Consider the following 23,391-nt stretch of genomic DNA (forward strand, 5'->3'; position numbering starts at 1 on the left):
CCGACGACCCCATGGAGCCCAAGGCCACCTTGTTCGACTTGATAGGCTATCTGCGCGACAACTACTCGCACGAAATAGCGCGTTCGCTGATCCTGATCGCCGCCCTGCTTATCATCCGCCTGGTGGTGGACCGGCTGCTGGCGGCCAACAACAGCATAGCGATCGAGTCGAAGCGGCGTTGGTCGGTGAACACTCGCAACATCCTCTTCGTCTCCGGTCTGGCCGGCATCGGCCTGATCTGGGCCAGCGAGCTGCAAACCATCGCGGTATCCATGCTGGCCTTCGCCGCCGCGCTGATCCTGGCCACCAAGGAACTGATCATGTGCCTGTCCGGCGGTCTGGTGCGCCAGACCTCCAACAGCTACAGCCTGGGCGATCATATCGAAGTGGGCACGGTGCGCGGGCGGGTGGTGGACATCGGCCTGCTGTCCACCACGGTGATGGAGATCGGACCCAATCACAGCTCGCACCAGATGACCGGGCGGGCGCTGACCTTTCCCAACAGCCTGCTGCTATCCACGCCGGTGATTCGCGAAAACTACATGGGCGACTATGTGATGCACATCGTCAACGTCCCCATGGCCTACTCCGTGCCGCCCATTCGCGCCGAGCGCCTACTGATGGCGGCGGCGGAAGAGTCCTGCCAGCCTCATCTGGAAGTGGCGCGCCAGCACATGGAAGACATGGCCAAGCGTAATCTGGTGGACATTCCGTCAGTGGAACCGCGCATCGCGCTACAGCCCATCGACGAAAAACGCTATCAGTTGATCTTGCGCATCGCGATACCGGCCCGCGACCGGCATCGTATTGAACAGACCATCTTGCACCACTTTCTGGCGCAATGTTTTCCCGAACAGGGCGATACAGCCCCGGCCTAAGACAGCGGGAAGCGCGCGCGCAAATAATTAGAGCAAGAACTCCAAATTTGCGTTAGAATGGCGCATCCCGAATGTCATTGAACAGCCCAAGCGCATCATGAGCAAAAACAGAATCAAAACCTACGACCGCATCATCCAGGAGAGCCTCAAGCTGTTCAACGAGCAGGGCGAGCGCAGCATCACCACCAATCACATTGCCGCGCATCTGGGCATCAGCCCGGGCAACCTGTACTACCACTTCCGCAACAAGGAAGAGATCGTCTATCAAATTTTCCTGATGTACCGCGAGTTCATCAATCAGCGCCTGGCGGTGCCGGAAAACCGAGAAATGACGGTAGACGATCTGGTTAACTACCTGGATACCGCCTTCTTGGCGATGTGGCAGTTCCGCTTCATGTTCTACGACCTGCCAGGCATGCTGGCGCGCAACCCGCAAATGCAGTCGGAGTACCATCAGTTCGTCAACACCGAACTGAAAAACATCCTGGCCGAACACTTCCGCGAATTCATCCGCCTGGGTTTGCTGGAAATGGACGAGGAAGACATCGAACCGGTCAGCATCAATATCTGGCTGGTGGTGAAGTTCTGGTTCGCCTTCGAACAAACCGCGCGCCCCAAAGCGCCGATCACCGAGGAATCCGGCCACCGTGGCGTGCTGCAGGTGCTGGCCCTGCTCAAACCCTATGTGCAGGATCAGTATATGGGCGCCTTCCGCGCGCTGTGCGAACGCCACAAGGTTTGATCGCCGACACCGGAAAAAGCAAAGCCGCGTAAACGCGGCTTTTTTCATGCATCGACGCTTGGAATCCGATTACAGACTACGCCCCAAGGTCGCCGCCAAGGGCCGCAGCTCCGCCATCAGCGCGGCCAGCCCCTCAGGCGTCAAGGCCTGATCGGCTTCGCACAAGGCGGCCTCCGGCTGCGGGTGCATGTCCAGCAGCAGGCCGTCCGCGCCGGCGGCCAAAGCCGCCTTGGCCAGCGCCGGCACCAGCCAGGCTTTGCCGGCGGCGTGACTGGGGTCGACAATCACCGGCAAATGAGTTTCGCGCTTGAGCAAGGGAATCGCGCTGACATCCAGCGTGGCGCGATAGGCTGGCTCGAAACTCCGAATCCCGCGCTCGCAGAACACGATGTTGTGGTTGCCGCCGGCTGCGATGTATTCGGCAGCCATCAACCAGTCGCCCAAGGTCGCGGCAACGCCGCGCTTGAGGATAACCGGCTTGTTCAAGCGCCCCACCTCCTTCAACAGCTCGACGTTTTGCATGCTGCGCGAACCAATCTGGATGATGTCCACGCCCTGCTCCAAAAACACGTCCAGCATGCGCACGTCGGCCAACTCGGACACCACCGGCAGCCCCTCGGCGCGGCCGGCTGCGATCAACTGCTCAATGCCCTCAACCCCCAGGCCTTGAAAGCCGTAAGGGCTGGGATGCTGCTTGAACACGCCGCCGTGCAGCAACCGGCAACCGGCGGCCCGCGTCGCCGTTGCGGCCTGCGCGATCTGCTGCGCCGACTCCACCGCGGACGGTCCGGCAATCACCTGCAAGGCTTCGCCGCCGAAGGCCAGACCTCGCGCCTGCACCACGCTGTTCTGCGGGTGAGTCTCCCGGGAGACGATGCGGTACTCGCGCACCACCCGCATCGCCCGCTCCACCCCCGGCATCGACTCGAACATTTCCGGCGACAAGCTGCGTTCGTCCCCCACCGCGCCGATGATGGTGCGCTCCGCGCCGCGCGACACATGCTCGCTAAGCCCCGCGCCTCGTATCTTGGCCACCACGGCAGCCACTTCGCTTTCCGGCGCCAGCCGGTTCATGATGATGATCATCCGCTATCCCGTTCAAAACCCTTCATGACCGCCTGCGCCAACGCCCAGCCAAACGACGCCCCAGCCGCGACCAGAACGACGGCCGCTGCGCGCCTCGCCGGACAAACCCGGCCAGCGCATGCGCCAGCCGCCACGGAGCCGAGGCCCGCAAGCGCTCGAAGATTCGCTCGCGCCAGTAAACGAAGCCATTATACAGCCGCGCAAACCAGGACACTCGCATCAGCGTCGGCCGGGTCAGCGTAAACAACCGCGCCGCCAGCGCGGTGCCTCCCACCTTGGCCAGCAGAATAATCAGCACGCCCAGCAGCGCGTGCCCCCGCCCGATCAGGAACAGCGCCGCCAGTTTGACCGGCAGCAACAAGGCCGCCGGCAGCGCGAATATCGCCAGGGCAGCCCACGGCGGCAAGACGGCGATGCGCCGCTCCAGCGCAGCCAGCGGCGGCCAGGCCGCCAAGCGCCCCAGCGCGGCGGACAGCTCGTCCCAGGCGTACTCTTCGAACAGGATGATCAAGGCCGCCAGCAAGGCCAGCGGCCAGGTCAACACCCGTTTCAGCCGGCGCCAGCCCTGCGCCGCCGTTTCTCTCGCCCGCATCTTGGCTTCAGCGCCGACTCAAGCCTTGGCCAGGTCCAGCCACTTGGCGACCTCCCGCGGCTGGTAAGCGCGCATATCCGACAACAGCGCAGACAAGTCTTCGTTGATGCGGAACAGATCCATATTGCCGGGACGGGCGAAGCCCTCCGCCACCGCGTGCTCCATCATCCGATGCAAGGGCTGATAATAGCCGGCGGCGTCCAGCAGCCCCACCGGCTTGCCGTGCAAGGACAACTGACCCCAGGTCAAGATCTCGAATAATTCGTCGAAGGTGCCGAAGCCGCCCGGCAGCGCGATGAAGCCGTCGGACAACTCCGCCATCAGCGCCTTGCGCTGGTGCATGGTTTCGGTGACATGAATTTCCGTCAAGCCGGTATGCGCCACTTCTTTGGCCTTGAGAAACTCCGGAATCACGCCGATGACTTTGCCGCCGGCCGCCAGCGCGGCATCCGCGGCCACGCCCATCAAACCCACTTTACCGGCGCCGTAGACCAGAGTGATGCCCTGTTCGGCCAAGGTGCGGCCAAAGTCCTGGGCGGCCGCTTCGTATTCGGGCTTGACGCCCTTGTTGGAGCCGCAAAACAGGCAGATAGCTTTCATTCTTATTTTTCCCCTATCAAACATTAACGTCAAAAACACAACGGGCCGCTGCGCGGCCCGCTTGCATCCTCATCCTAAAATTCAAAGCACCGCGAGCGGATAAGAGCCCAGCACTTTGACAAAGGAAGTGCACTCGGCGAGCCCCGCCAGCGCCTGCTGCACATTGGCGTCGTCTCGATGCCCTTCCATATCAATGAAGAACACATAGTCCCACAGGCCCGCGCGCGACGGCCTGGACTCGAATTTGCTCATCGACACCCCATTGCCGGCTATGGGCGCCAGCAACTGGTGCACCGCCCCAGGGCGGTTGGGCGCGGACACCACCACCGAGGTCTTGTCCTGGCCTGTCACGCCCACGTCTTGCAGCCCCAATACCAGGAAACGGGTGGTATTGTTGGGCTCGTCCTCGATATTGGACGCCAGCTTCAACAGCGCGTAGCGCTCGGCCGCGGCCTGACCGGCGATCGCCGCCGCGCCCTCGTCTTCGGCCGCCAGCCGCGCCGCTTCGGCGTTGCTGGCCACCGACACCCGCTCCACCGCTTCCGGCAGGTTCTTGTTCAGCCACTCATGACACTGCGCCAGCGCCTGAGCATGCGCGTAGACGCGACGGATGCCGTCCAGGCCCTCCACCTTCCGCAGCAAATGGTGGTGGATGCGCAGCACCACTTCGCCGCAAATCTTCAACGGACTGGTGACCATCAGGTCCAGCGTGCGGCCCACCGCGCCTTCAGTGGAATTCTCCACCGGCGCCACCACGTAATCCAGACCACGCGACTCCACCAGACGAAAAGCCTCGTCGATCGAACTACAGGCCACCGTGCGCGCGGCGTGGCCGAAATGCTTGAGCGTGGCCAACTGGCTGAAAGTACCTTCCGGCCCCAGATAGGCGATGGACAGCGGCTTTTCCAGCGCCAGGCATTCGGACATCACCTCGCGGAACAAGCGCGCCACCGACTCGCCCGGCAAAGGTCCGGGATTGAGTTCTTTGACGCGGCGCAACACCTGCGCCTCGCGCTCGGGCCGATAGATGATGCCGCCGCCCTTGATCTCGCCGATCTCACGCGCGTGAGTGGCGCGCTGGTTCAGCAGATTGAGGATTTCCACATCGATGTTGTCGATGGCATCGCGGTGCTGTTTAAGTAAATGTTCCGACACGGCTTCCAGTCTTTCTCTATTGCATGCATCCTGTAGAGACGCGCGCGTCCGGGTTTGAACACGCGGCTCCCGAAACACCCAGTTTCCGCGAGATGAGCCACGCTCGCAAGCCTTTGTCGCGATAAAACGCAAGAGACCAACCAACTCTTAGAATCTCTTCAAAGCCTCGCGACTTACGTCGAAGCAAAACGAAAAGAGCTGGGCAAGTGGAATGCATACGCGCCCCATGGGTATTTCGAAGCGGGTTTCAACGCCTCTGTCTAACTCTCCCGCCGACGCGCAGCAACTCGTGAACAGGTTCTTAACCAAAACAAGTCCATACCCGGTTGGCCAGGTCCACCACGAAATCGGCGCGCAAATACATCCCGGTCAGCCAGGCCAGCAGCAGCGCCGCGCCGACGGACAACAGCACAGCCCTCATGCGTCCTCCTTGGCAAAACCGGTCGACGGCGTTTCGCGCACCGGCAGATTGGCCGCGGCGGCCAGCAGGCCCAGGGCTATCGCCAGCATCCATACCAGATCGTAATTGCCGAGCAAATCATAGAGCGCCCCGCCCAGCCACACCCCCAGGAAACTGCCCACCTGGTGCGAGAAAAACACCGCGCCGGACAGCAGACCCAGGTGACGCACGCCGAACATGCCGGCGATCACCCCATTGGTCAACGGCACCGTGGACAGCCACAAAAAACCCATCGTGGCGGCGAACACCGCCACTGAAACGCCGCTAAGCGGCAGCAATAGAAAAACCGCGATCACCACGCTGCGCATCAGGTAAATGAAACTGAGCAGGCTGGGCTTTGACCAACGGCTGCCCAGTTCGCCAAAGGCCATGGTGCCGAATATATTGAACAGGCCGATCAAGGCCAGCGCCAGACTAGCGGTGCCGCCGCCCAAGCCGTGGTCGCGCAGATAGGCCGGCAGATGCACGCCGATGAACACTACCTGAAAGCCGCAGACGAAATAGCCGGCCATCAGCAGACGGAAGCCGCGTTCCGCCCAGGCGGCGGCGAAGGTGTCCGCCATCCCGCGCAACAAATGCTGGGCCGCGGCGGTTTGCGCCGGCCGGTCCTCGCGCGCCAGCCAGCCGGACAAGGGCAGCATCAGCGCGGCGCAAGCGGCCAGGATCAGCAGCGCCGGCAGCCAGCCCAGGCCGTCGATCAAGCCTTGCTCCACCGGGATCATCGCAAACTGGCCGAAAGACCCCGCCGCCGCGACGATGCCCATCGCGCGCGAACGGTAGGCCGGCGACACGCTGCGCGCCACCACGCCAAAAATCACGCTATAAGTGACACAGGACAAGGCCAGACCAAGCAAGACGCCGGCCGATAGGGAAAACAGCAAGGGTGTGCCGGACACCGTCATCAAAGCCAGGCCGGCGACATAAAGCAAGGCGCCGCCCAGCAGCACCTTGCCGGAACCATGCCTGTCCGCCAGCGCGCCGGCGAAGGGTTGAGCCAGGCCCCATACCAGGTTTTGCAGCCCCAGCGCGAAGGCGAAGGCTTCCCGGCTCCAGTCGAAGGCCTGGGTCATCGGCGGCATGAAGAAACCAAAGCCATGGCGTATGCCCATGGCCAGCGACACAATCAGGCCGCCGGTCAGCAGCAATCGCTTGATGGAATCGTTCATCGCTAGTCTCCATGCGAAATAACAGCGGCGCGGCTGTTGTGATCATAGGGCAAAACCGGCTCGACCAATACAAAACCGGCCAGCTGACGCTGGCCGGTATTCGCTTCAAACCTTAGCTAACAGAGATTCAGCGCGCCGGCACCGCAGCCAACACCGCCTTCAGCAAATGCCAGGCCTTGCCCACCGACTCCACCTCCACCCGCTCGCCCGGCGCATGCGCGCCGCGGATGTTGGGTCCGAAGGACACCATGTCCATATCCGGATACTTGGAACCCAAGATGCCGCACTCCAGGCCGGCATGGATCACTTGCACCTGGGCCTCGTCGCCGAACTCGCGCGCATAGACTTGCTGGAACAAGGCCAGCAGCTTGGATTGCGGGTTAGGCGCCCAGCCCGGATAGCCGCCTTCCATCTCGACTTTGCAACCAGCCAACAGGAACAGGCTTTCCACCTCGCGCGCCAGCATCCAGGTACCGGAATCCAGCAAGGAGCGCACCATCAGGTTGGCGAACAACTTGCCCTCTTCCACCACCACCACGCCCAGGTTGTTGGAGGTTTCCACCACGCCCTGGACGCGCTGGCTCATGCGCTTGACGCCATGCGGCGCCGCGTGCAAGGCAGCGAAGATCGCGCCTTGATCCGCGCGCGACATCACCTTGTCCAGCTCGATCCGCTCCTGCACCACGGTGACGCCCTCGTCGACGCCAGCCAGTTCAAAGCGCAGCAGGCTCTGGAACGCATCCAGCTTGGCCGCTACCTTGTCCGCATCCGCGGCCGGGAAAGCCACTGCGGCGAAAGCCTCGCGCGACAAGGCGTTGCGCGCGGTACCGCCCTTGAACGAAGACACGCGCAGATCGGTTTCCGCTTCCAGCTCTCGGATCAGACGAATCAGAATCTTGTTGGCGTTGCCGCGGCCCAGATGAATATCGGCGCCGGAATGGCCGCCGCGCAGGCCTTTGATCACCAGGCTGGCGGCTTGATAGCCAGCGGGAACGTCCTCGCTCGCATAGCCGCGGCTGACGTTGACGTCGACGCCGCCGGCGCAGCCCATGTAGAACTCGCCCCACTCTTCGGTATCGATATTGATCAGGTACTGGCCTTGTAAAAGACCGGTGCCCAGACCCAGCGCGCCGCCCATGCCGGCTTCCTCATCCAGTGTCAGCAGCACCTCGATCGGCCCGTGCGGCACGTCCTCGCTATTCAGCACCGCCATGCCCAGCGCCACGCCGATGCCGTTGTCGGCGCCCAGCGTGGTGTTTTCCGCCACCAGCCAGCCGTCTTGCAGCGCCGGACGAATCGGATCCTTGAAGAAGTCGTGCTCGGTGCCGGTGTTGGCCTGGCACACCATGTCCAGATGGCCTTGCAACACCACGCCGATGCGGTTTTCATAGCCTGGGGTCGCCGGTTTGCGAATGATCAGGTTGCCGACCTCGTCCACCACGGTGTCCAGGCCGCGCAGTTCCGCCCACCCCTTCAGGTAATCGCGCAATTGCTGCTCATGCTTGGACGGACGCGGGATTTCACACAAGGTCTGGAAATGCTCCCAGACGACTTTGGGTTCTAGTTCTGCAATTCGGGTCACGGAAAGTCCTCTAAATCATCAAGATGCGATAGCGGTTCGGGCTATGGCCGAACGCGCCGCGCCCGGCGCGGCAACGTTGGAATTCAGACTGTCCACTTTATCACGCCCGCATGCGCGGCGTCATGTGGGAAACTCATGCCAAAAGCGTCTAATCCGCTGAATCGCTTGACCGAAGTCATGAGTCCTCCTGCAAGCAAGGCCATGCTATTTGCCAGCTGTGACAAAGCCGCTATCCTCCGACACTGAAAATCCCTCTCGTCCGTTTGCCAAAGCCTGTTCAAAGTCTCGCAATCTGGAGCAAGACAGGGTGAAACCTCTTAGAGCAGCTAACAAAACTCAGTATTACGGCTGAGGCAAGGCGTGCCGACGCAGGCCGTACTTGAGTACGGCAAGTCGGCGCAACGCAGCATCAGGAGTTTGTTAGCCACTCTTAATAAAAAGAAATGGCCATGCGATGCATGAACATTTGAGCTTGTGTTCCACGCCGTATTGCTGAAGCGCAGCAGATCTCGAACAGGTTCTTTAGAAAGGCCTCCCCATGCACCGCTATCCCGATCAAGACATCGCCGCCATCTACCGGGTGATAGAACAACGGCGCGACATGCGCCATTTTCTGCCGGACCCGGTAGACCCGGCGCTGCTGCGACGGCTGCTCGAAGCCGCCCACCACGCGCCCAGCGTCGGCTATATGCAGCCGTGGCGCTTCATCCGCATCGCTAACCGCAGCCTGCGCGAGGAAATAGGCAAACTGGTGGACGCCGAGCGCCTGCGCACCGCGGATCAATTGGGCGAGCGCCAAGCAGAATTCCTGCGCCTGAAAGTGGAAGGCATCCGCGACTGCGGCGAAGTGCTGGTAGCCGCGCTGATGGACGGCCGCGAACGCCATGTGTTCGGCCGCCGCACTCTGCCGGAAATGGACTTGGCCTCGGTGGCCTGCGCCATCCAGAACCTGTGGCTGGCGGCCCGCGCCGAAGGCCTGGGCATGGGCTGGGTGTCCTTGTTCGACCCGGCCGCGCTCTCCGCGCTGCTGGGCATGCCGGAGGGCGCAAAACCCATTGCCGTGTTGTGTCTTGGCCATGTCGCCGAGTTCTACGCCCAACCCATGCTGGAACAAGAAAAGTGGGCCAGCCGCCAGCCTCTGGAGCAATTGGTGTTTGAAGACCGCTGGCGCGACTGAGCCAAAGCTGGCGGCGCGACCATTGAAGCACGCGCCGCCGTCATGCTAGCCTGCGGAGCATGGAACATGCTCTGTACGACTTTCTCGACCAGCACCAGATCCGCCGCCAGCGCTTCGACCACCCCCCGGTCTACACCTGCGAAGAGGCCGCGCGCCTAGCGCCCGGCCTGCCGGGCGCGGAATGCAAAAACCTGTTTCTATGCGACGCCAAGGGCCGCCAGCATGTGCTGTTGGCGGTGCCTGCCGACGCTGGGGTCGACATCAAGGCCCTGGGCGAATTGCTGGAACTCAAGGGCCTGCGCTTCGCCTCGCCTGACCGCCTGCAACGTTGCTTGGGCCTGACGCCGGGCTCGGTGACGCTTTTGGCCGCCTTCAATGACCGCGACCGTCAGGTCTCCGTCGTCATCGATCAGGCGCTGAGCCGCCGGGACGCCATCCTTTGCCATCCGCTGGTCAATACCAGCACGCTGGCGCTGCCCATGGACGAGCTGATGCGCTTTCTGGACCTGACCGGCCACCCGCCGCGCATCGTCGACGTGCCCCGCAGACAAAACCCAGCAGAGAAGGACTGAACGACACGGCTTGTCAACGCCACGGCTGTTCCTGCATGATGGTCGTTTCTTTCGACTTGGCCGGATTGCAGACTCAAGCATGTCAGACATACTCAACACCATCATTGCCACCAAACGCGAAGAAATCGCCGCAGCCTTGCCGCAGCGGCCTCTGAGCGCGGTGCGCGCCGCAGCGGAAGCGCTCAGCGGCGATCGTCGCGATTTTGTCGCCGCGCTGCGCGCCAAACACGCGCTGGGCCAAGCCGCGGTCATCGCCGAGATCAAGAAAGCCAGCCCGAGCAAAGGCGTGATCCGCGAAGACTTCCGTCCGGCCGACATCGCCGCCAGCTACGCCGAACACGGCGCTGCCTGCCTGTCGGTGCTGACCGACCGCCAGTATTTCCAAGGCGACGCCGCCTATTTGCAGGCCGCCCGCGCCGCCTGCCGCCTGCCGGTGCTGCGCAAGGACTTCATCGTCGACCCCTATCAGGTGTACGAAGCCCGCGCGATGGGCGCCGACTGCATTTTGCTGATCGCCGCCGCGCTGGAGTTGCCTCTGATGCGCGAGTTGGAAGCCCTGGCGATGGAACTGGGCATGGCGGTTCTGGCCGAAGTGCACGACGCAGACGAACTGGAACAGGCTCTGCAATTGAGAACAGAACTGATCGGCGTCAACAACCGCAATCTGCGCAGCTTCGAAGTCAGCCTGGCCACCACGCTGAAACTGCTGCCTCAAATTGAGAACGGCCGTATCGCCATCACGGAAAGCGGCATCGCCACCATCGACGACGTGCGGCTGATGCGCAGCCACCAGGTCCATACCTTCCTGGTGGGCGAAGCCTTCATGCGGGAAAAAGAACCGGGAGAAGGTCTCTCCCGGCTGTTTCAGAACGAAGAAAACCGCTAAGCCGCCGACTATTGCGGCGGGACGATAGCGTCCAGCCGCAATTGCTCCTGCGGATTGAAGCGCTGGGCGCGCCAGCCGGCCAAGGCCTGCCGCCTCTGCGCGGCGTCCAAACCGGCAACCGTTTGCAAGCGCTGCGCCTCTAAGCGGTAAGCCTCCACCCTGGACTGCCACTGCGCTTGCTCGCGATCCAACTGCGACAAACGATCGGCGGCGGCCTGGCCCACCATGCCGGCGCGCAAGGCGTACAGCTCCTGTTCGCCTCCGCCCTTCTTCCGCAAAGTCTCCTCCGCCTCGGCCAAGGTCAAGTGCTTGACCGGTTCCAAGCGCGCCGCGCGCAGATCCGCCGGCAAGCCCGCCTCCAAGGCCTTGAGCCGCGCGGCTTTCTGCTCGGCGCTCAGGCTGACGTCGGCGGCAATGCGCAACCGCTTGACGGTGAAGTCGTCGTAAAGGTCTTCCTCTCCAAACAAGCCGGCCACTTCGCTCTCCGACAGGAACTGCAAACGCAGCGCCCTCATCTGCTGCAAACGCTCGGCCACGCCGCCCGCCGCCGCCTTGCCATCGCTCAAAGCACGACGATAGGCGACATAGCGGTCGAACAACTCCAGCGCCTGCTTAAGGGCCGCTCCGTTCAATTGCGCCTGCAAGGCCTGTTGCACCGCCTTGCGGACCGCGGGCAGATCTCGCTCCCCCAACGCCGCCAATTGGTAATCGAACAAGCGTCTCAGTTCCGCGTCCACCCTCAGCGCCCCGCTCGTCTCCGCGCTCGCCCGGCCGTCGACCTGAGTGCCGCGCAACGACGGCGCCGCCTGCGGCGCGGAGCCGCCGGCCTGGGCCGCCACCTCATCAGCGCCAGGCCGCCCCAGCCAGACCAGCCCGCCCAACAGCAGCGCGCAAGCCCAGCCCACCCAGGCGCGCCGCATCATAGCCCCGTATTCTTCAAGCGGTTGGCCTGTTGCCGATACAAACTCACCGGACTGACCTCGAACAAGCTGACCAGGCCGAAACTCTGGTTGATCTCATTCATATGGTTCATCCGGTAATTGTCGCGGATCACCTGCCCCAGCCGCGCCGAGCAAGCGCTGACCAGGCCATCGGTGGGCGTGAAACCAAAAGCCAGGCCCAGCACGCCCATCGGCGCCGATAGCGGGTCCAGAATATTGGTGACGGTGGCCGAGCCGGTCCAAGAGTAATAACGGATGCCGTTGACCTGGTAATCCCCCTCGCCGCAAGCGCTGGTCGGGACCCCTTGCGGGAATTTGGCGCTAAAAGCGGCGGAGCCGGCGGTGGTCAAGGAATCCAAGGCGCCCACCGGATATTGCGGCTGGCCTGAAGTACCGGCGAAGAACTGAATGACCGTGCCCAAAGCCTTCGCCACGGCAACCGCCACGGCCTCGGACACCGAGCCCGAAGGCGCCACGCCGCGTACGATGTCGGCCACCACCGACCCCTTGTTGACGCCGCCCACCGATGTAACCGACGCCACCAGGTCCGGCCTCACCCCAGCCACGTAGCGCGCCGTTGGCGCGCCCTGGCTATGCCCGATCAGATTGACCTTGGCGGCGCCGGTGATGGCAATGATTTTTTGCACCTGTTGCAACAACTGCTCTCCGCGAGCCTCGTTGCTGTTCAGCGCGGACACTTCGGCCACGAACACCTGCGCGCCGTCTGAACGCAAGGCCGCCGGCACTTGGTAGAAGTAATCCACTCCCAGTAATTGGCCGAAGCCGAACAAACCATGCACCAGCACGATGGGATAGCGGGTCTGGGTATAGCCGCCGGCGGCGTAAGCCGTGGACAGCGGCAGCCATAGTCCCAGGCACAGCAATGCTCCGTGAAGCAACTTCTTCATGGTGTTTCTCCTCTAGTCGATGAAATGCGGGCTGAGTATTTGCTCTTATTTGCATGCCCAAGATTGTTAATAGGGGAAAGCCGCTGAAAACACCAGAATTATTCAAACGTTTGTATTTTTACGTCACACATCAACAACAGAAAATACAACAACTTAAAAATTCAACCGTCCAAAAGATTAGAAACCAGCTGACTAAACAGACAGCTGCACAATAAAAAACGCTATATGGCCGCAGCCATATAGCGTTTTTGGTTTGCCCGAGCGCTGCCCGGACTTCGCTCAGTAGTCGGAACCCAAGTACAGATAGGCAGTGGGCTTGCCGCCCCTCGCCGTGCCGACGCCAACGAAGAACGGCCCGATAATGGTGTCCGCGGCCAGGAAAACCGAGCCGGCGGGGATCCAGTTAGTATCTTGCGACGTAAAATCTTCAGCCCGCACTCGGCCCCAAATCTTGCCTAGCTCCATCGAGATGCCAGCGTAAACGCCAGATCCAATGGCGGACGGCAGGCTGGACGCTCGCCAATACAGCATGGAGCGGAAAAGGGACGAGCGATCGCCGATCAGTTCGGATTCCTGATAACCGCTCAGGTTCAAAAAGCCGCCCAGCGATCTGGGCAAGGTCTGGGCATCCTCTCTGTCCTTAAGATTCAAAGCCCCCTTGTTCTTGGCGCTCAACCTTATTGTGATGCTGCCCAGCGTCTTGGCGTACTCCAAGGTCGTATTGTAACTGGTCAGATTGACATCGCTGCCCCAGGACGGAATGCTCTTGGTCAACCGGCCACTGAAGAAGTAGCCGGAGCGCGGCCAGCGCGGGTTGTCGAACTGGTCGACTATCAGGCTGGTGCCCACCCCGGTATCCCGAAAGTTTGGCGGCACAAAGCCGGGAAACCACGATACTCGGGAACCAAAGTGATTATCGTCCCGGTACGCGCCAATCCGCCACTCGCCGTACTGCCCCAAAGCCACGCCGCCATCCAGCCGCACGCTGCCCACATCGTTGTTCCACTCTGTATTCAACGAATGGTCAGCGTTATAAATCGGCAGAAAGTCCTGTCGATAGCCCAAGGACACGGCGCCGAATACCGGGCTGCCCTCGTACAGCGGCTGGTACCACTCGGTCTTGAACAGCTTGTTCTGGCCTATGGAGGCATCATTGCGCCAGGCGCCGCCGGCGCTGTTGGCGTTGCGCCATTCATGCGAGGCCAAAAAGTTGAAATTGCTCTCGCCCGGCGTCGCGCTGTTCAGGTTCAAGCCAAAACGAAGGAAGTTAGGGCCAATGCTGCGTTCCAGCGGCGACACCGTCATCACATTGCGGCCGGACACATTGTCCACGCGGTAGGTCAGCCGGTCGTAATCGCCTCCGGCGAACACGCCGCGCAAGCGGGACTGGGCGCTGCTGATCGGCTCCACCACCGAGGAGAAGGCCAGCGATTTGGCCAATTGCTCCGGCTTGGTGAACTGGCCGGGCTTGCCCTCCACCTGGATCTTGTCGATCAAGGGGAAATGCGGCCGCACCAGTCGGCGTTTCCACGCCGCGTATTCCTCTTCGGATACCGAATAGGCCGACAACTGCTTGGCCAGCGCCTTGGCCGCCTCCTCCCCTCGCTGAGTGATGGCCTGGTGTTCGCTGAAGGAGGCCGAGGTATAGCCGCTCAGATCCGGCTTGATCACCAGATCGCGCTTGTCCAGCTTGCGCAGTTGTTCCTTGGCGTTGCGGCTGACCATCAAATTGGAGGTCTGCGCCACCACATCGAACAGGCTATTGATCTCTTTCGCCTTCATCAAGGGCGTGGACACATCGACGACGATCACCCGGTCCGCGCAGCGGCCTTTGACATCCTGAATAGGCAAGTTGCGCGCCAAACCGCCGTCCACCAGCAAGCGGCCATCGTCGTCCTCGATCAGATCGAACAATCCCGGCACCGCCATGCTGGCGCGCAGCGCTCGCGCCAGCGAGCCTTGGGAAAACACCACCGGCTCGCCAGTTGCCAGATCAGTGGCGACAGCCCGGAACGGAATGGGAAGCTGATCGAAACTACCCACCACGCGGTCACGTGTCAGCTTATGGATGTACAGCTCGATTTCCTGCGAGTTGATCGCACTGCGCGGTACTTTCAGCCCGTCTTTTTTCAGGCCGAAGGTAATGTCCAGATAGTTCTTGTAATCATCACGCTTGCGGTCGTACGGCACGTCCGCCCGCGTCGGCTTGCCGGACAACAAGGCATCCCAATCAGCGGCGTCGAATTCGTGCTCCATCTGCGCCAAAGGCAGTCCATTTGCATAAATACCACCAATCAGGGCCCCCGCGCTGGTTCCCGCGATACAGGCGATGGGAACCCGCAAACGCTCCAGCTCCTTCAGCACCCCCAGGTGGGCAAAACCCCGCGCGCCGCCGCCGCCCAGCACCAAACCCACACCCTGCGGCGGATAAACGCCAAGCTCTTCTGTTCCGTCCGCCCTGGCCGTTTGCGACAAAACCCCGAGCAACAGCAGCGAGGCCAGCCACTGTCGCTGATTCCAGCGATTGTTATTTGTAAGCATATGGGTAAATAATGAGAATTACCGTTTCACCCGCGCCTGCGCGTGGCGTAAGATATAGCAATATGCCAATGAAAACATAATTTCCTATAAAGCCGGGCTAAATGTTTGACTTCAAATCACTTGTCAGTTCCCTACTGAACAAAAACACGACTGCCTCCGAAGTGGCGCAGTCCGCAACCCTATTAGTGCGCGACTTGCCCGAAGCCGAATATTTCGGCGCCTTGGTGGAAATCATCAAAGCCGTCGCCAAAATCAATACCGACACCGAGATCTCGCTGAAAGAGCGGGTCAAAACCCTGGTCTACGTCGACGACAAGGCCAACAATATCCACCGCCAGCTATGCCAGGACTACTTGCATTCCAAAGGCGGCAGCAAAGGCTATCTTCCCACCATCCTGGCCTACTGGCACGAACTGTCCTCCGCCTACCAGATTTGCTTGCGGCTGTACAAAAGCCACCCCAACGCGGTGCCGGAAGACGAAATCCGCATCGTCACCATCCGCGGCCTGCATCATCAGATGCGGCTGATCGCCTGGAATTCGCTGCGTTACCTGAAGCCGGAAGGCGCGGCGTGGCAAAACGGTTTCCGCTTTTTCAGCCAAGCCGAGGAAAGCGGCTTTTCCCGACAGCCTATCAAGCTTTACCTGAACAGCCCGGATGAGTTCAGCTGTGAACAGTTGCTGATTCAGGCCGGAATGCTGTTCCTGGCTCAGACCGACAATATGCTGCACAAGGAAATCGTCGCGGTCGACCAATTGCTGATGATGCTGAGCCAGGGCATTCCGCTGGACAAGCAACCTCCGGTGGAAGAACCTATTTTCGTGTACAACCTGTCGATGCCCGAGCCGCCGCAAGCCATGCTGCGCGGCATGGCCGGCAAATGGCACCGCTATTGGTCCGCCTACGAAATCACCAGCCGGCTGGCGGATCTGATGTTTGATCTGGACAGACGGATCCCTCCCGCCCTAGAGGCCATGAACGGCGACCTGGAACGCGAGGAATGGGCCATTCTATGCGAAAAACTGGCCATCCGCTGGTCTACCGACGGCGGCAAGTCGCTGCGCAAGTCGGAGCGCTCCCTGCATGCGTCCAACGCCCATGTCAGCATCGGCTTTGAACGCGTAGCCTATCAAGTCAAGGTTCAGGACATGCCGACGCAGGACCCCGAGCGCGCCAGCGATTGGCGCATCAACGACATCAGCTCCACCGGCATGGGCCTCACCTTCATCGGCAAGGCGGTGGAGCAGTTGGCCATCGGCCGCGTCATCCTCGTTAAGGCGGACAACCATCCTCAATTGCTGGGCGTGATCCGCCGTATTCTACGCCAGAGCAACGGCACCAAGGTTGGCATAGAAATCCTCGGGCAAAACCCTGTTGGCGTATCGCTGCTGGACCCTGAGCATGCGGACTCGCCGCCCTCCACCGCCATCTACATTACCCAGCCCAATTCCCGCAAAGGCCAGCGTTACTTTCTGATGCCCAAAGCGCTGACGCAGCCGGACAAGCAACTGGTGCTGGCTGCGCAGGGCAAGTCCTATCAAATTCGCCTCAAAACGCCCCAGCACGAATACGAGGACTGCAGCCACAGCGACTTCGACACCCTGTCCAAAGTGGATTAAGCCTTGCCCGCCACGGGCTGGCGCGTAATAAAAAACCGGCTTGCGATTGCAAGCCGGTTTTTTTAAGCGGGCAAATCAAGCTTACAACACTTCGATGATGCCGGCGGCGCCCATGCCGGTGCCGATGCACATGGTCACCATGCCATAGCCCTTTTGCCCGGCGTCACGCATGCCATGCACCAAGGTGGCGGTGCGAATGGCGCCGGTAGCGCCCAGGGGATGGCCCAGGGCGATGGCGCCGCCATGCGGATTCACCTTGGAAGTATCCAGCTCCAGATCGCGGATCACCGCCAAAGCCTGAGCCGCAAACGCCTCGTTCAGCTCGATCCACTTCAGATCGTCCTGCTTCAGGCCGGCCTGGTTCAAGGCGGCGGGAATCGCCTCTTTCGGACCAATGCCCATGATTTCCGGCGGCACGCCCTTGACCGCGAAGGTGACGTAGCGACCCAGCGGCGTCAGCTTGAACTCCTTGAGCACGCGCTCGGACACCAGAATCACGGCGCCGGCGCCGTCGGACATCTGCGAAGAGTTGCCGGCAGTGACCGAGCCCTTGGCGTCGAACACCGTTTTCAGCTTGGCGAGGCCCTCCAGCGTGGTCTCGCGACGCGGACCTTCGTCGGTGTCCAGGACTCGGGTTTTAACCGCCACTTCGCCGGTTTCCAGGTTGGGCGTGCGATACGTCGCCTCCAGCGGCGTAATCTCGCTCTTGAACTTGCCGCCGTCAATCGCGGCCAGAGCGCGGCGATGCGATTCCACTGCGAACGCATCCTGATCTTCACGCGACACACCCCACTGCTGCGCCACTTTCTCGGCGGTCAGACCCATGCCGTAAGCAATGCCGTAGTTTTCGTCCTTGGCGAAGATTTCCGGGTTCAACGACACCTTGTTGCCCATCATCGGCACCAGAGACATCGACTCGGCTCCCGCGGCGATCACCACGTCGGCCTCGCCCAGGCGGATGCGATCGGCGGCCATCTGCACCGCGTTGATGCCGGACGAGCAGTAACGGTTGATCGTAATGCCGCCCACGGTATTGGGCAGGCCGGCCAACAGCACGCCGATACGCGCCATGTTAAGGCCCTGCTCCGCTTCCGGGAAGGCGCAACCCACCACGCAGTCGGAAATCAGTTTCGGGTCCAGATTCGGCACTTGGGCCAGCGCGCCGGTAATCACGTGCGCCAGCATATCGTCCGGGCGCACATGACGCATCATGCCGCGCGGCGCCTTGCCCACCGGGGTGCGGGTGGCGGCGACGATGTAAGCTTCTTGTACTTGTTTGCTCATTTTCGATTCTCCTGTCGGCCGCCTGATCGGCTTTGCGGCGATCAAGCGGCCTTTCATCTGGCTATTGGCCGCGCTTGCGGGAGGATTCGTCGCGAGCGGGCCGAGATCGAAGCGAGAAGCGCAGCCGTACATGGGGTACGGCGAGCATCACAGCATTCAATATCGGCTCGCGCAGCAGAATCGTCCCCAAGCACTTAGTTGCGCAGCGGCTTGCCGGTAGTCAACATATTCGCAATGCGGTCCTGAGTCTTGGAGTTTTTCAGCAAGGTCATGAAGGCCTTGCGCTCCAGGTCCAGAATCCACTGCTCGTTGACCAGGGTGCCCGCCTCGACGTCGCCGCCGGTCATTACGTCGGCAATCAGCCCGGCAATGAAGAAGTCGTGCTTGGAAATAAAGTTGCCTTCCAGCATGTTCACCAACTGGCCCTTGACCGACGCAGCGCCGCTGCGGCCCGCCACCGGGAAGCCCTTGACCTTGAGCGGCGGACGATAGCCGGCTTCGGCCAGCGCGATCGCCTGCTGCTTCGCCACGTGCAACAGCTCGTAGGCGTTGAACACGACCGGGTCGCCATTGCGGAAGAAGCCGATTTCCTGCGCTTCGAAGCCGCTGGTGGCCACTTTGGCGGTAGCGATGGCCATGAAGTAATCCTTCAATGCGGCCAACACGTCGCCGCGCGCTTCTTGCGCGGCGCGCAGAGCGAACTCCTTGCAGCCGCCGCCGCCCGGCAGCAGGCCGACGCCCACCTCAACCAGACCAACGTAGGACTCCAGCGCCGCCACGGTCTTGTCGCAGTGCATCGCGAATTCGCAACCGCCGCCAAACACATAGCCCTGGGTAGCGGCCACCGTCGGCACCTGGCAGTAACGCAGGCGCATCGAGGTTTCCTGGAAACGGCGCACCGTCGCGTCAATCGCGTCCCAATCGCCCATCATGAAGGCCGGCATCATCGACTGCAGATCGGCGCCGACGGAGAACGGCTCCTCGGTCTGCCAGATCACCAAGCCTTTGAAACGGTCTTCGGCGATATCGATAGCTTTGTTCAAGCCCTCGATCACAGCCGGGCCGATGGCATGGGCCTTCGATTTGAACGACACCACCAGAACCTCGTCGCCGGTGGTGAAGGCGCGCACGCCCTCGTTCTCGAACACGGTTTCACCCAGCGGAGCGGACGCTTCGCCCAGCACTTTGGCAGGCGCCAGCTGACGCTGGTACACATCCAGCCTGGAACGGCCCACCAACTTGTTGCCGGCGGGGTCGAAAGAACCTTCGGCGAAATGCACGCCGGCGCGGTCGCCCTGCAATACCCAGGCCGGCAGCGCGGCGGCGCTCAGCGCCTTGCCGGCTTTCACGTCCTCGTCCAGCCACTTGGCCACTTGTTGCCAGCCGGCGGCTTGCCAGGTCTCGAACGGACCCACGCTCCAGCCGAAGCCCCAGCGGATGGCAAAGTCGACGTCGCGCGCGCAATTGGCGATATCGGCCAGATGGTGGGAGATGTAATGGAACACATCGCGGAAACATGCCCACAGGAATTGCGCCTGCGGATGGCTGCTTTCGCGCAGTTTCTGGAATTTTTCCGCCGGGTTGGCGATCTTCAAAATGTCCTTGACCGCGTCGTCGCCCTTCTCGCCGGCACCAACGTATTCGCCCTTGGCCGGATCCAGCACCAGCATGCGCTTGCCGTCTTTTTTGTAGATGCCGGCCTTGGTCTTGGCGCCCAGCGCGCCGGCCGCGATCAGCTTCTGCATCCACTCCGGAGTCTGGAACAGACCGTGCCACGGATCTTGCGGCAGAGTGTCCTGCATGGTCTTGACCACGTGAGCGAAGGTATCCAGGCCCACCACGTCGGCGGTGCGGAAGGTGGCCGATTTGGGGCGACCCAGGCGCGGACCGGTCAGATCGTCCACCACGTCGAAGCGAATGCCGAACTTGGCGGCGTTGGCGATGGTGGCCAGCATCGAGAAGACGCCGATGCGGTTGGCGACGAAGTTGGGGGTATCCTTGGCGCGAACCACGCCCTTGCCCAGGCTGGACACCAGGAAGCGCTCCAGATTATCCAGAATGTGCGCGTCCGAAGTCAGGCAGGGAATGATTTCCACCAGATGCATATAGCGCGGCGGATTGAAGAAGTGCACGCCGCAGAAACGCGGGCGCACATTGTCCGGGCAGCTTTGCGCCAGCGTGTTGATCGACAAGCCGGAAGTATTGGTGGCGAAAATGGTGTGCTCGCCCAGATGCGGCGCCACTTTGTGGTACAGGTCCGCCTTCCAGTCCATGCGTTCGGCGATGGCTTCGATCACCAGGTCGCAATCCTTCAAGAGGTGCAGGTGGTCGTCGTAGTTGGCCGGCTGAATGTGGTTGACGGCATCCTTATTGGCCAAGGGGGCCGGCTTCTGCTTTTTCAAGCCTTCCAGCGCCTTGAGCACGATGCCGTTCTTGTCGCCTTCCTTGGCCGGCAAGTCAAACAGGATGGTCGGTACTTTGGCATTCACCAGATGGGCGGCGATTTGAGCCCCCATCACGCCAGCGCCTAGCACGGCTACCTTGCGTACGTTGAACTTGGTTTGAGACATGGTTTCCTCGTTTTGTTGAAACACAACATGAGACAGGCCCCTCTCGCCTGCTCAGCCTGCTTCAAGGACGGGCGTTGTTCGTCCTTGCGCTGAGTCGGCGGCGCGCCGCCGCTGCAGCCGGCACAACTGACCGGCCGGGAAGTGATTATGATAAAGCCCGGCCCGCCCGGAACCCTGGCGGCGAAGGCATCGCCTCATCGCCGATGGATATCCGTCAATCTACTGAAAAACCGCGCTGGCAGCCACTATGGCGGCGACTCAAGCGCAGCTGGAAAAAGCCTGTATTGAAAAATATCAAACACTCGCTTTTCTCACAAATAAGTCTAACCCAATTTGGGCAAAAAAACAGGGGGTAAATGGAAAAATAGAGGGAGAAAACAGGTGGAAAACTCGACGCACCGCAAACGTAAAAACCGGGCGAGCGCCACCGCGCCCGCCCGACCTGAAATCCGCGCGCCCTGCGGCGCCGATTCAATTAAAACCGATAGTTATATTGTAGACCGACCAACTGCAGATAGGTCTTGTAGCTACCCTTCACCGTGCCGCCGTTGCCTGTGCAAGCCGCGCCGGTTGTCGGGCTAGTGCCGGCCGGGCTGCAGCCGTCGGTGTAGTTCACATTGGCGTTGGTGAAGTTGATGAAGCTATAGGCGAAGTCGACCGAGCTTTGCTTATTGATCTTGTAGTTGGCGCCCAGCGACAGCCACAAGCGGTCACTATCCGGCAGCGCCGGGTGACGATCTTTATCGGACTGCAACGGCGACTGCTCCCAAGCCACGCCGCCACGGAACAGCCAAGCATCGCTGTACTGGTAATTGGCGCCCAAGGACACGCGCCAGGTATCACGCCAGTTCTGGTGAATCACCATATCGCCCTGAGCCACACCGCCCACCGTGGACTGCTGAATCACAATCTCTTTCATTTGCGAGTTGGCGACCCAAGTCACATCGCCCATCACCGCCCATTTCGGATTCAGCTGATGGAAGAAGTTGGCGGATGCGGTTTCCGGCGTGGTGACATCCACCTTGGCCGTAGCATCCGGGTGCTTGCCCTTAGCCACCGCGCCAGCTCCGTTTTGTGGCAAACCGGGAATAGCGTTATTGGTGACATTGTTGAATGTCCAAGTGGATGAGCCGCTCAAGGACTGCTTAATGCTGGAGCGGTAAGCCAGGCCAAAGCGGGTGTTCTCATTCAGCTGGAACATATAGCCGATATTCCAACCGAAGCCCCAGTCGTCACCCTCAACATGCGCCAGGCCATCACCATTCACCGCAGCCGCGCCAACTGCGCCACGGGCTTGGGCCAGAGCAACTGCCTGCGAAGCGCCACCCGCCAGTGCTTGCTGGTAGGCCGTCTGGAAAATACGGGCATTCACACCAGTGGAAGCGTCAGCCATTTGGTCCAACGACGCATTCATGTACTGGGCGGAAATGCCGAAGCCAAAGGAATGGCGGTCATCCAGCTTGAAGGACATCGACGGGTTGATGTTGAACGATTGCAGATTCACACTCTTCAGCGCGTAACGGCCAGCCCAGTCAAAGCCATAGTCCAACTTGGCGCCATAGGGTACGAATATGCCCAGACCCAGATTGATCTTGTCGTTCAGTTTGTGCGACAGGTAGAAGTTAGGAGCTGCCACCGCCTTGGGCGCAAAACTACCACCATTGCTGCCACCAGCCGGTTGGGCAGTGGCGCCGGGGATCAACACGGCCCGGGTAGAGCCACTGTCGGTGTACTCGGAATGCGGCACCACCAGAGTGGCGCCACCGGAAATCTGGGTGCCCTCCAACCGCGACAAACCGGCCGGGTTGGCGAAAATGGTGGAAGGATCGTTGGCCTCGGCGCCGTTGGCATGCGCCGTGCCCTGGCCGGACACGCTCTGCGAACCAAACTGATAACCCGAGGCCACGGCCTGGGTGGACATTAGACCGAATGTTGCGCCCATGACCATCACGGACAGGCTGAGGTGCTTGAGTTTCATGTTCTCCCTCTCTCTTTGGCGTTGCTATAGTGTTCTTAGGTGTTAGATGACCAATAAAAAGCAGTGGTCATATTTGATGCTACCAGAGAATTAGAGCAATTCCACAAGGTTTTGGAGTGTTTGTTCCAAACAAACGTTTAATGAGACATTTCTGCAACAAGCATATTAAAAAGCGTCGAACAACGCTAAATTTCACCCAAAATACGCGATTTACCATCATTATCAATCGCCACATATGTGGCAACCACTTCGGTAATCGCCTCATGCGAGCCATCTATGCGCTCCGCCTCGACGGTGATTTTCAAGGTGATGGATTTCTGGCCGATTCGCAGCCGCTCGACATAAAGGTCCACCACGTCGCCCAGCAGAATGGGCGCGGCGAACTGAAAGGTATTGACCGCCACCGTGGTCACCGGGCCGCGCGACAAGCGCTCGGCGTCCAGGCTGCCGGCCATGTCGATCTGATTCATCAGCCAACCGGCCTGGACTCGACCGTAAGCATTGGTGCTGGTTGGCAGCGCGCGCACGCGCAGCGTGGGAATCCGGACTTCAGGGCGGTCCATGCTCACTCCTTTGTTATTGCTCGTCGCTCGGCTTTGGCGACTTTCGTCATTTCACGCCAGCGGCCGTCATCGCAGCCGCTGGCGTGAAATG

The 23,391-nt window shown here is 61.1% G+C and carries 19 protein-coding genes; 6 read left to right on the forward strand and 13 right to left on the reverse strand.

What is annotated here, in order from left to right; genetic code table 11:
- Nucleotides 1–11: 11 nt before the first annotated feature.
- Nucleotides 12–878 (forward strand): mechanosensitive ion channel domain-containing protein, encoded by an 867-nt coding sequence (locus tag ACUXV1_RS00910; protein WP_081557086.1) that lies wholly within the window; start codon nt 12–14, stop codon nt 876–878.
- A 97-nt stretch (nt 879–975) separates the two neighbouring features.
- Entirely contained in the window at nt 976–1,620 is a 645-nt protein-coding gene (locus ACUXV1_RS00915) for a TetR/AcrR family transcriptional regulator (protein ID WP_019102235.1), read from the forward strand.
- A gap of 69 nt (nt 1,621–1,689) precedes the next feature.
- Here the strand turns inward: ACUXV1_RS00915 and aroF are convergent, their stop codons facing one another.
- The 6 genes from aroF to ACUXV1_RS00945 form a co-directional block, all read right to left on the reverse strand.
- Nucleotides 1,690–2,706 (reverse strand): 3-deoxy-7-phosphoheptulonate synthase, encoded by a 1,017-nt coding sequence (aroF, locus tag ACUXV1_RS00920; RefSeq protein ID WP_446014341.1) that lies wholly within the window; start codon nt 2,704–2,706, stop codon nt 1,690–1,692.
- 22 nt (nt 2,707–2,728) lie between these two features.
- The gene (locus ACUXV1_RS00925) at nt 2,729–3,298 is read right to left on the reverse strand and encodes a hypothetical protein (RefSeq protein WP_446014340.1); all 570 of its coding nucleotides are present in this window, start codon (nt 3,296–3,298) and stop codon (nt 2,729–2,731) included.
- An 18-nt stretch (nt 3,299–3,316) separates the two neighbouring features.
- Nucleotides 3,317–3,898 (reverse strand): LOG family protein, encoded by a 582-nt coding sequence (locus tag ACUXV1_RS00930; RefSeq protein WP_337882285.1) that lies wholly within the window; start codon nt 3,896–3,898, stop codon nt 3,317–3,319.
- Between the two features lie 81 nt (nt 3,899–3,979).
- The gene (gene pheA / locus ACUXV1_RS00935; protein ID WP_043590587.1) at nt 3,980–5,053 is read right to left on the reverse strand and encodes a prephenate dehydratase; all 1,074 of its coding nucleotides are present in this window, start codon (nt 5,051–5,053) and stop codon (nt 3,980–3,982) included.
- A 417-nt stretch (nt 5,054–5,470) separates the two neighbouring features.
- Nucleotides 5,471–6,679 carry an MFS transporter gene (locus ACUXV1_RS00940; protein WP_337882286.1) on the reverse strand — a complete coding sequence of 403 codons (1,209 nt, stop codon included), beginning with the start codon at nt 6,677–6,679 and terminating at the stop codon, nt 5,471–5,473.
- Nucleotides 6,680–6,806: 127 nt separating this feature from the next.
- Complete coding sequence (locus tag ACUXV1_RS00945) at nt 6,807–8,261, reverse strand: aminoacyl-histidine dipeptidase (RefSeq protein WP_446014339.1); 1,455 nt, start codon at nt 8,259–8,261, stop codon at nt 6,807–6,809.
- A gap of 538 nt (nt 8,262–8,799) precedes the next feature.
- Here ACUXV1_RS00945 and bluB point away from each other — a divergent pair.
- From bluB to trpC, 3 genes are all read left to right on the forward strand, one after another.
- A complete protein-coding gene (gene bluB, locus ACUXV1_RS00950) occupies nt 8,800–9,438 on the forward strand; it encodes a 5,6-dimethylbenzimidazole synthase (RefSeq protein ID WP_019102227.1) in 639 nt (212 codons plus the stop codon).
- A gap of 59 nt (nt 9,439–9,497) precedes the next feature.
- Entirely contained in the window at nt 9,498–10,010 is a 513-nt protein-coding gene (locus ACUXV1_RS00955; protein ID WP_446014338.1) for a prolyl-tRNA synthetase associated domain-containing protein, read from the forward strand.
- A gap of 79 nt (nt 10,011–10,089) precedes the next feature.
- Nucleotides 10,090–10,896, forward strand: a complete 807-nt coding sequence (trpC, locus tag ACUXV1_RS00960) for an indole-3-glycerol phosphate synthase TrpC (protein ID WP_446014337.1) — start codon at nt 10,090–10,092, stop codon at nt 10,894–10,896.
- An 8-nt stretch (nt 10,897–10,904) separates the two neighbouring features.
- Here trpC and ACUXV1_RS00965 read toward each other — a convergent pair whose 3' ends face one another.
- From ACUXV1_RS00965 to ACUXV1_RS00975, 3 genes are all read right to left on the reverse strand, one after another.
- Entirely contained in the window at nt 10,905–11,819 is a 915-nt protein-coding gene (locus ACUXV1_RS00965; RefSeq protein ID WP_446014336.1) for a lipase secretion chaperone, read from the reverse strand.
- The gene (locus ACUXV1_RS00970) at nt 11,816–12,745 is read right to left on the reverse strand and encodes an esterase/lipase family protein (protein WP_446014335.1); all 930 of its coding nucleotides are present in this window, start codon (nt 12,743–12,745) and stop codon (nt 11,816–11,818) included. Before ACUXV1_RS00970 ends, ACUXV1_RS00965 begins: the two co-directional genes overlap by 4 nt.
- 279 nt (nt 12,746–13,024) lie before the next feature.
- Complete coding sequence (locus tag ACUXV1_RS00975) at nt 13,025–15,286, reverse strand: patatin-like phospholipase family protein (protein WP_446014334.1); 2,262 nt, start codon at nt 15,284–15,286, stop codon at nt 13,025–13,027.
- A gap of 185 nt (nt 15,287–15,471) precedes the next feature.
- On the opposite strand from ACUXV1_RS00975, the gene ACUXV1_RS00980 reads away from it, so the two are divergent.
- Nucleotides 15,472–16,905 (forward strand): PilZ domain-containing protein, encoded by a 1,434-nt coding sequence (locus tag ACUXV1_RS00980; protein ID WP_446014333.1) that lies wholly within the window; start codon nt 15,472–15,474, stop codon nt 16,903–16,905.
- A gap of 81 nt (nt 16,906–16,986) precedes the next feature.
- Here ACUXV1_RS00980 and ACUXV1_RS00985 read toward each other — a convergent pair whose 3' ends face one another.
- The 4 genes from ACUXV1_RS00985 to ACUXV1_RS01000 all read right to left on the reverse strand — a co-directional run bounded on the left by ACUXV1_RS00985 (nt 16,987) and on the right by ACUXV1_RS01000 (nt 23,300).
- Nucleotides 16,987–18,189 carry an acetyl-CoA C-acyltransferase gene (locus tag ACUXV1_RS00985; RefSeq protein WP_019102934.1) on the reverse strand — a complete coding sequence of 401 codons (1,203 nt, stop codon included), beginning with the start codon at nt 18,187–18,189 and terminating at the stop codon, nt 16,987–16,989.
- A 194-nt stretch (nt 18,190–18,383) separates the two neighbouring features.
- The gene (locus ACUXV1_RS00990; protein ID WP_446014332.1) at nt 18,384–20,759 is read right to left on the reverse strand and encodes a 3-hydroxyacyl-CoA dehydrogenase/enoyl-CoA hydratase family protein; all 2,376 of its coding nucleotides are present in this window, start codon (nt 20,757–20,759) and stop codon (nt 18,384–18,386) included.
- Nucleotides 20,760–21,234: 475 nt separating this feature from the next.
- Nucleotides 21,235–22,737: an OmpP1/FadL family transporter gene (locus tag ACUXV1_RS00995; protein WP_043631571.1), complete on the reverse strand. Its 1,503-nt coding sequence runs from the start codon at nt 22,735–22,737 to the stop codon at nt 21,235–21,237.
- Between the two features lie 185 nt (nt 22,738–22,922).
- Nucleotides 22,923–23,300, reverse strand: a complete 378-nt coding sequence (locus ACUXV1_RS01000) for an acyl-CoA thioesterase (protein WP_043631568.1) — start codon at nt 23,298–23,300, stop codon at nt 22,923–22,925.
- Between the last annotated feature and the right edge of the window lie 91 nt (nt 23,301–23,391).

This window comes from Chromobacterium sp. W521 (genome assembly GCF_052805975.1).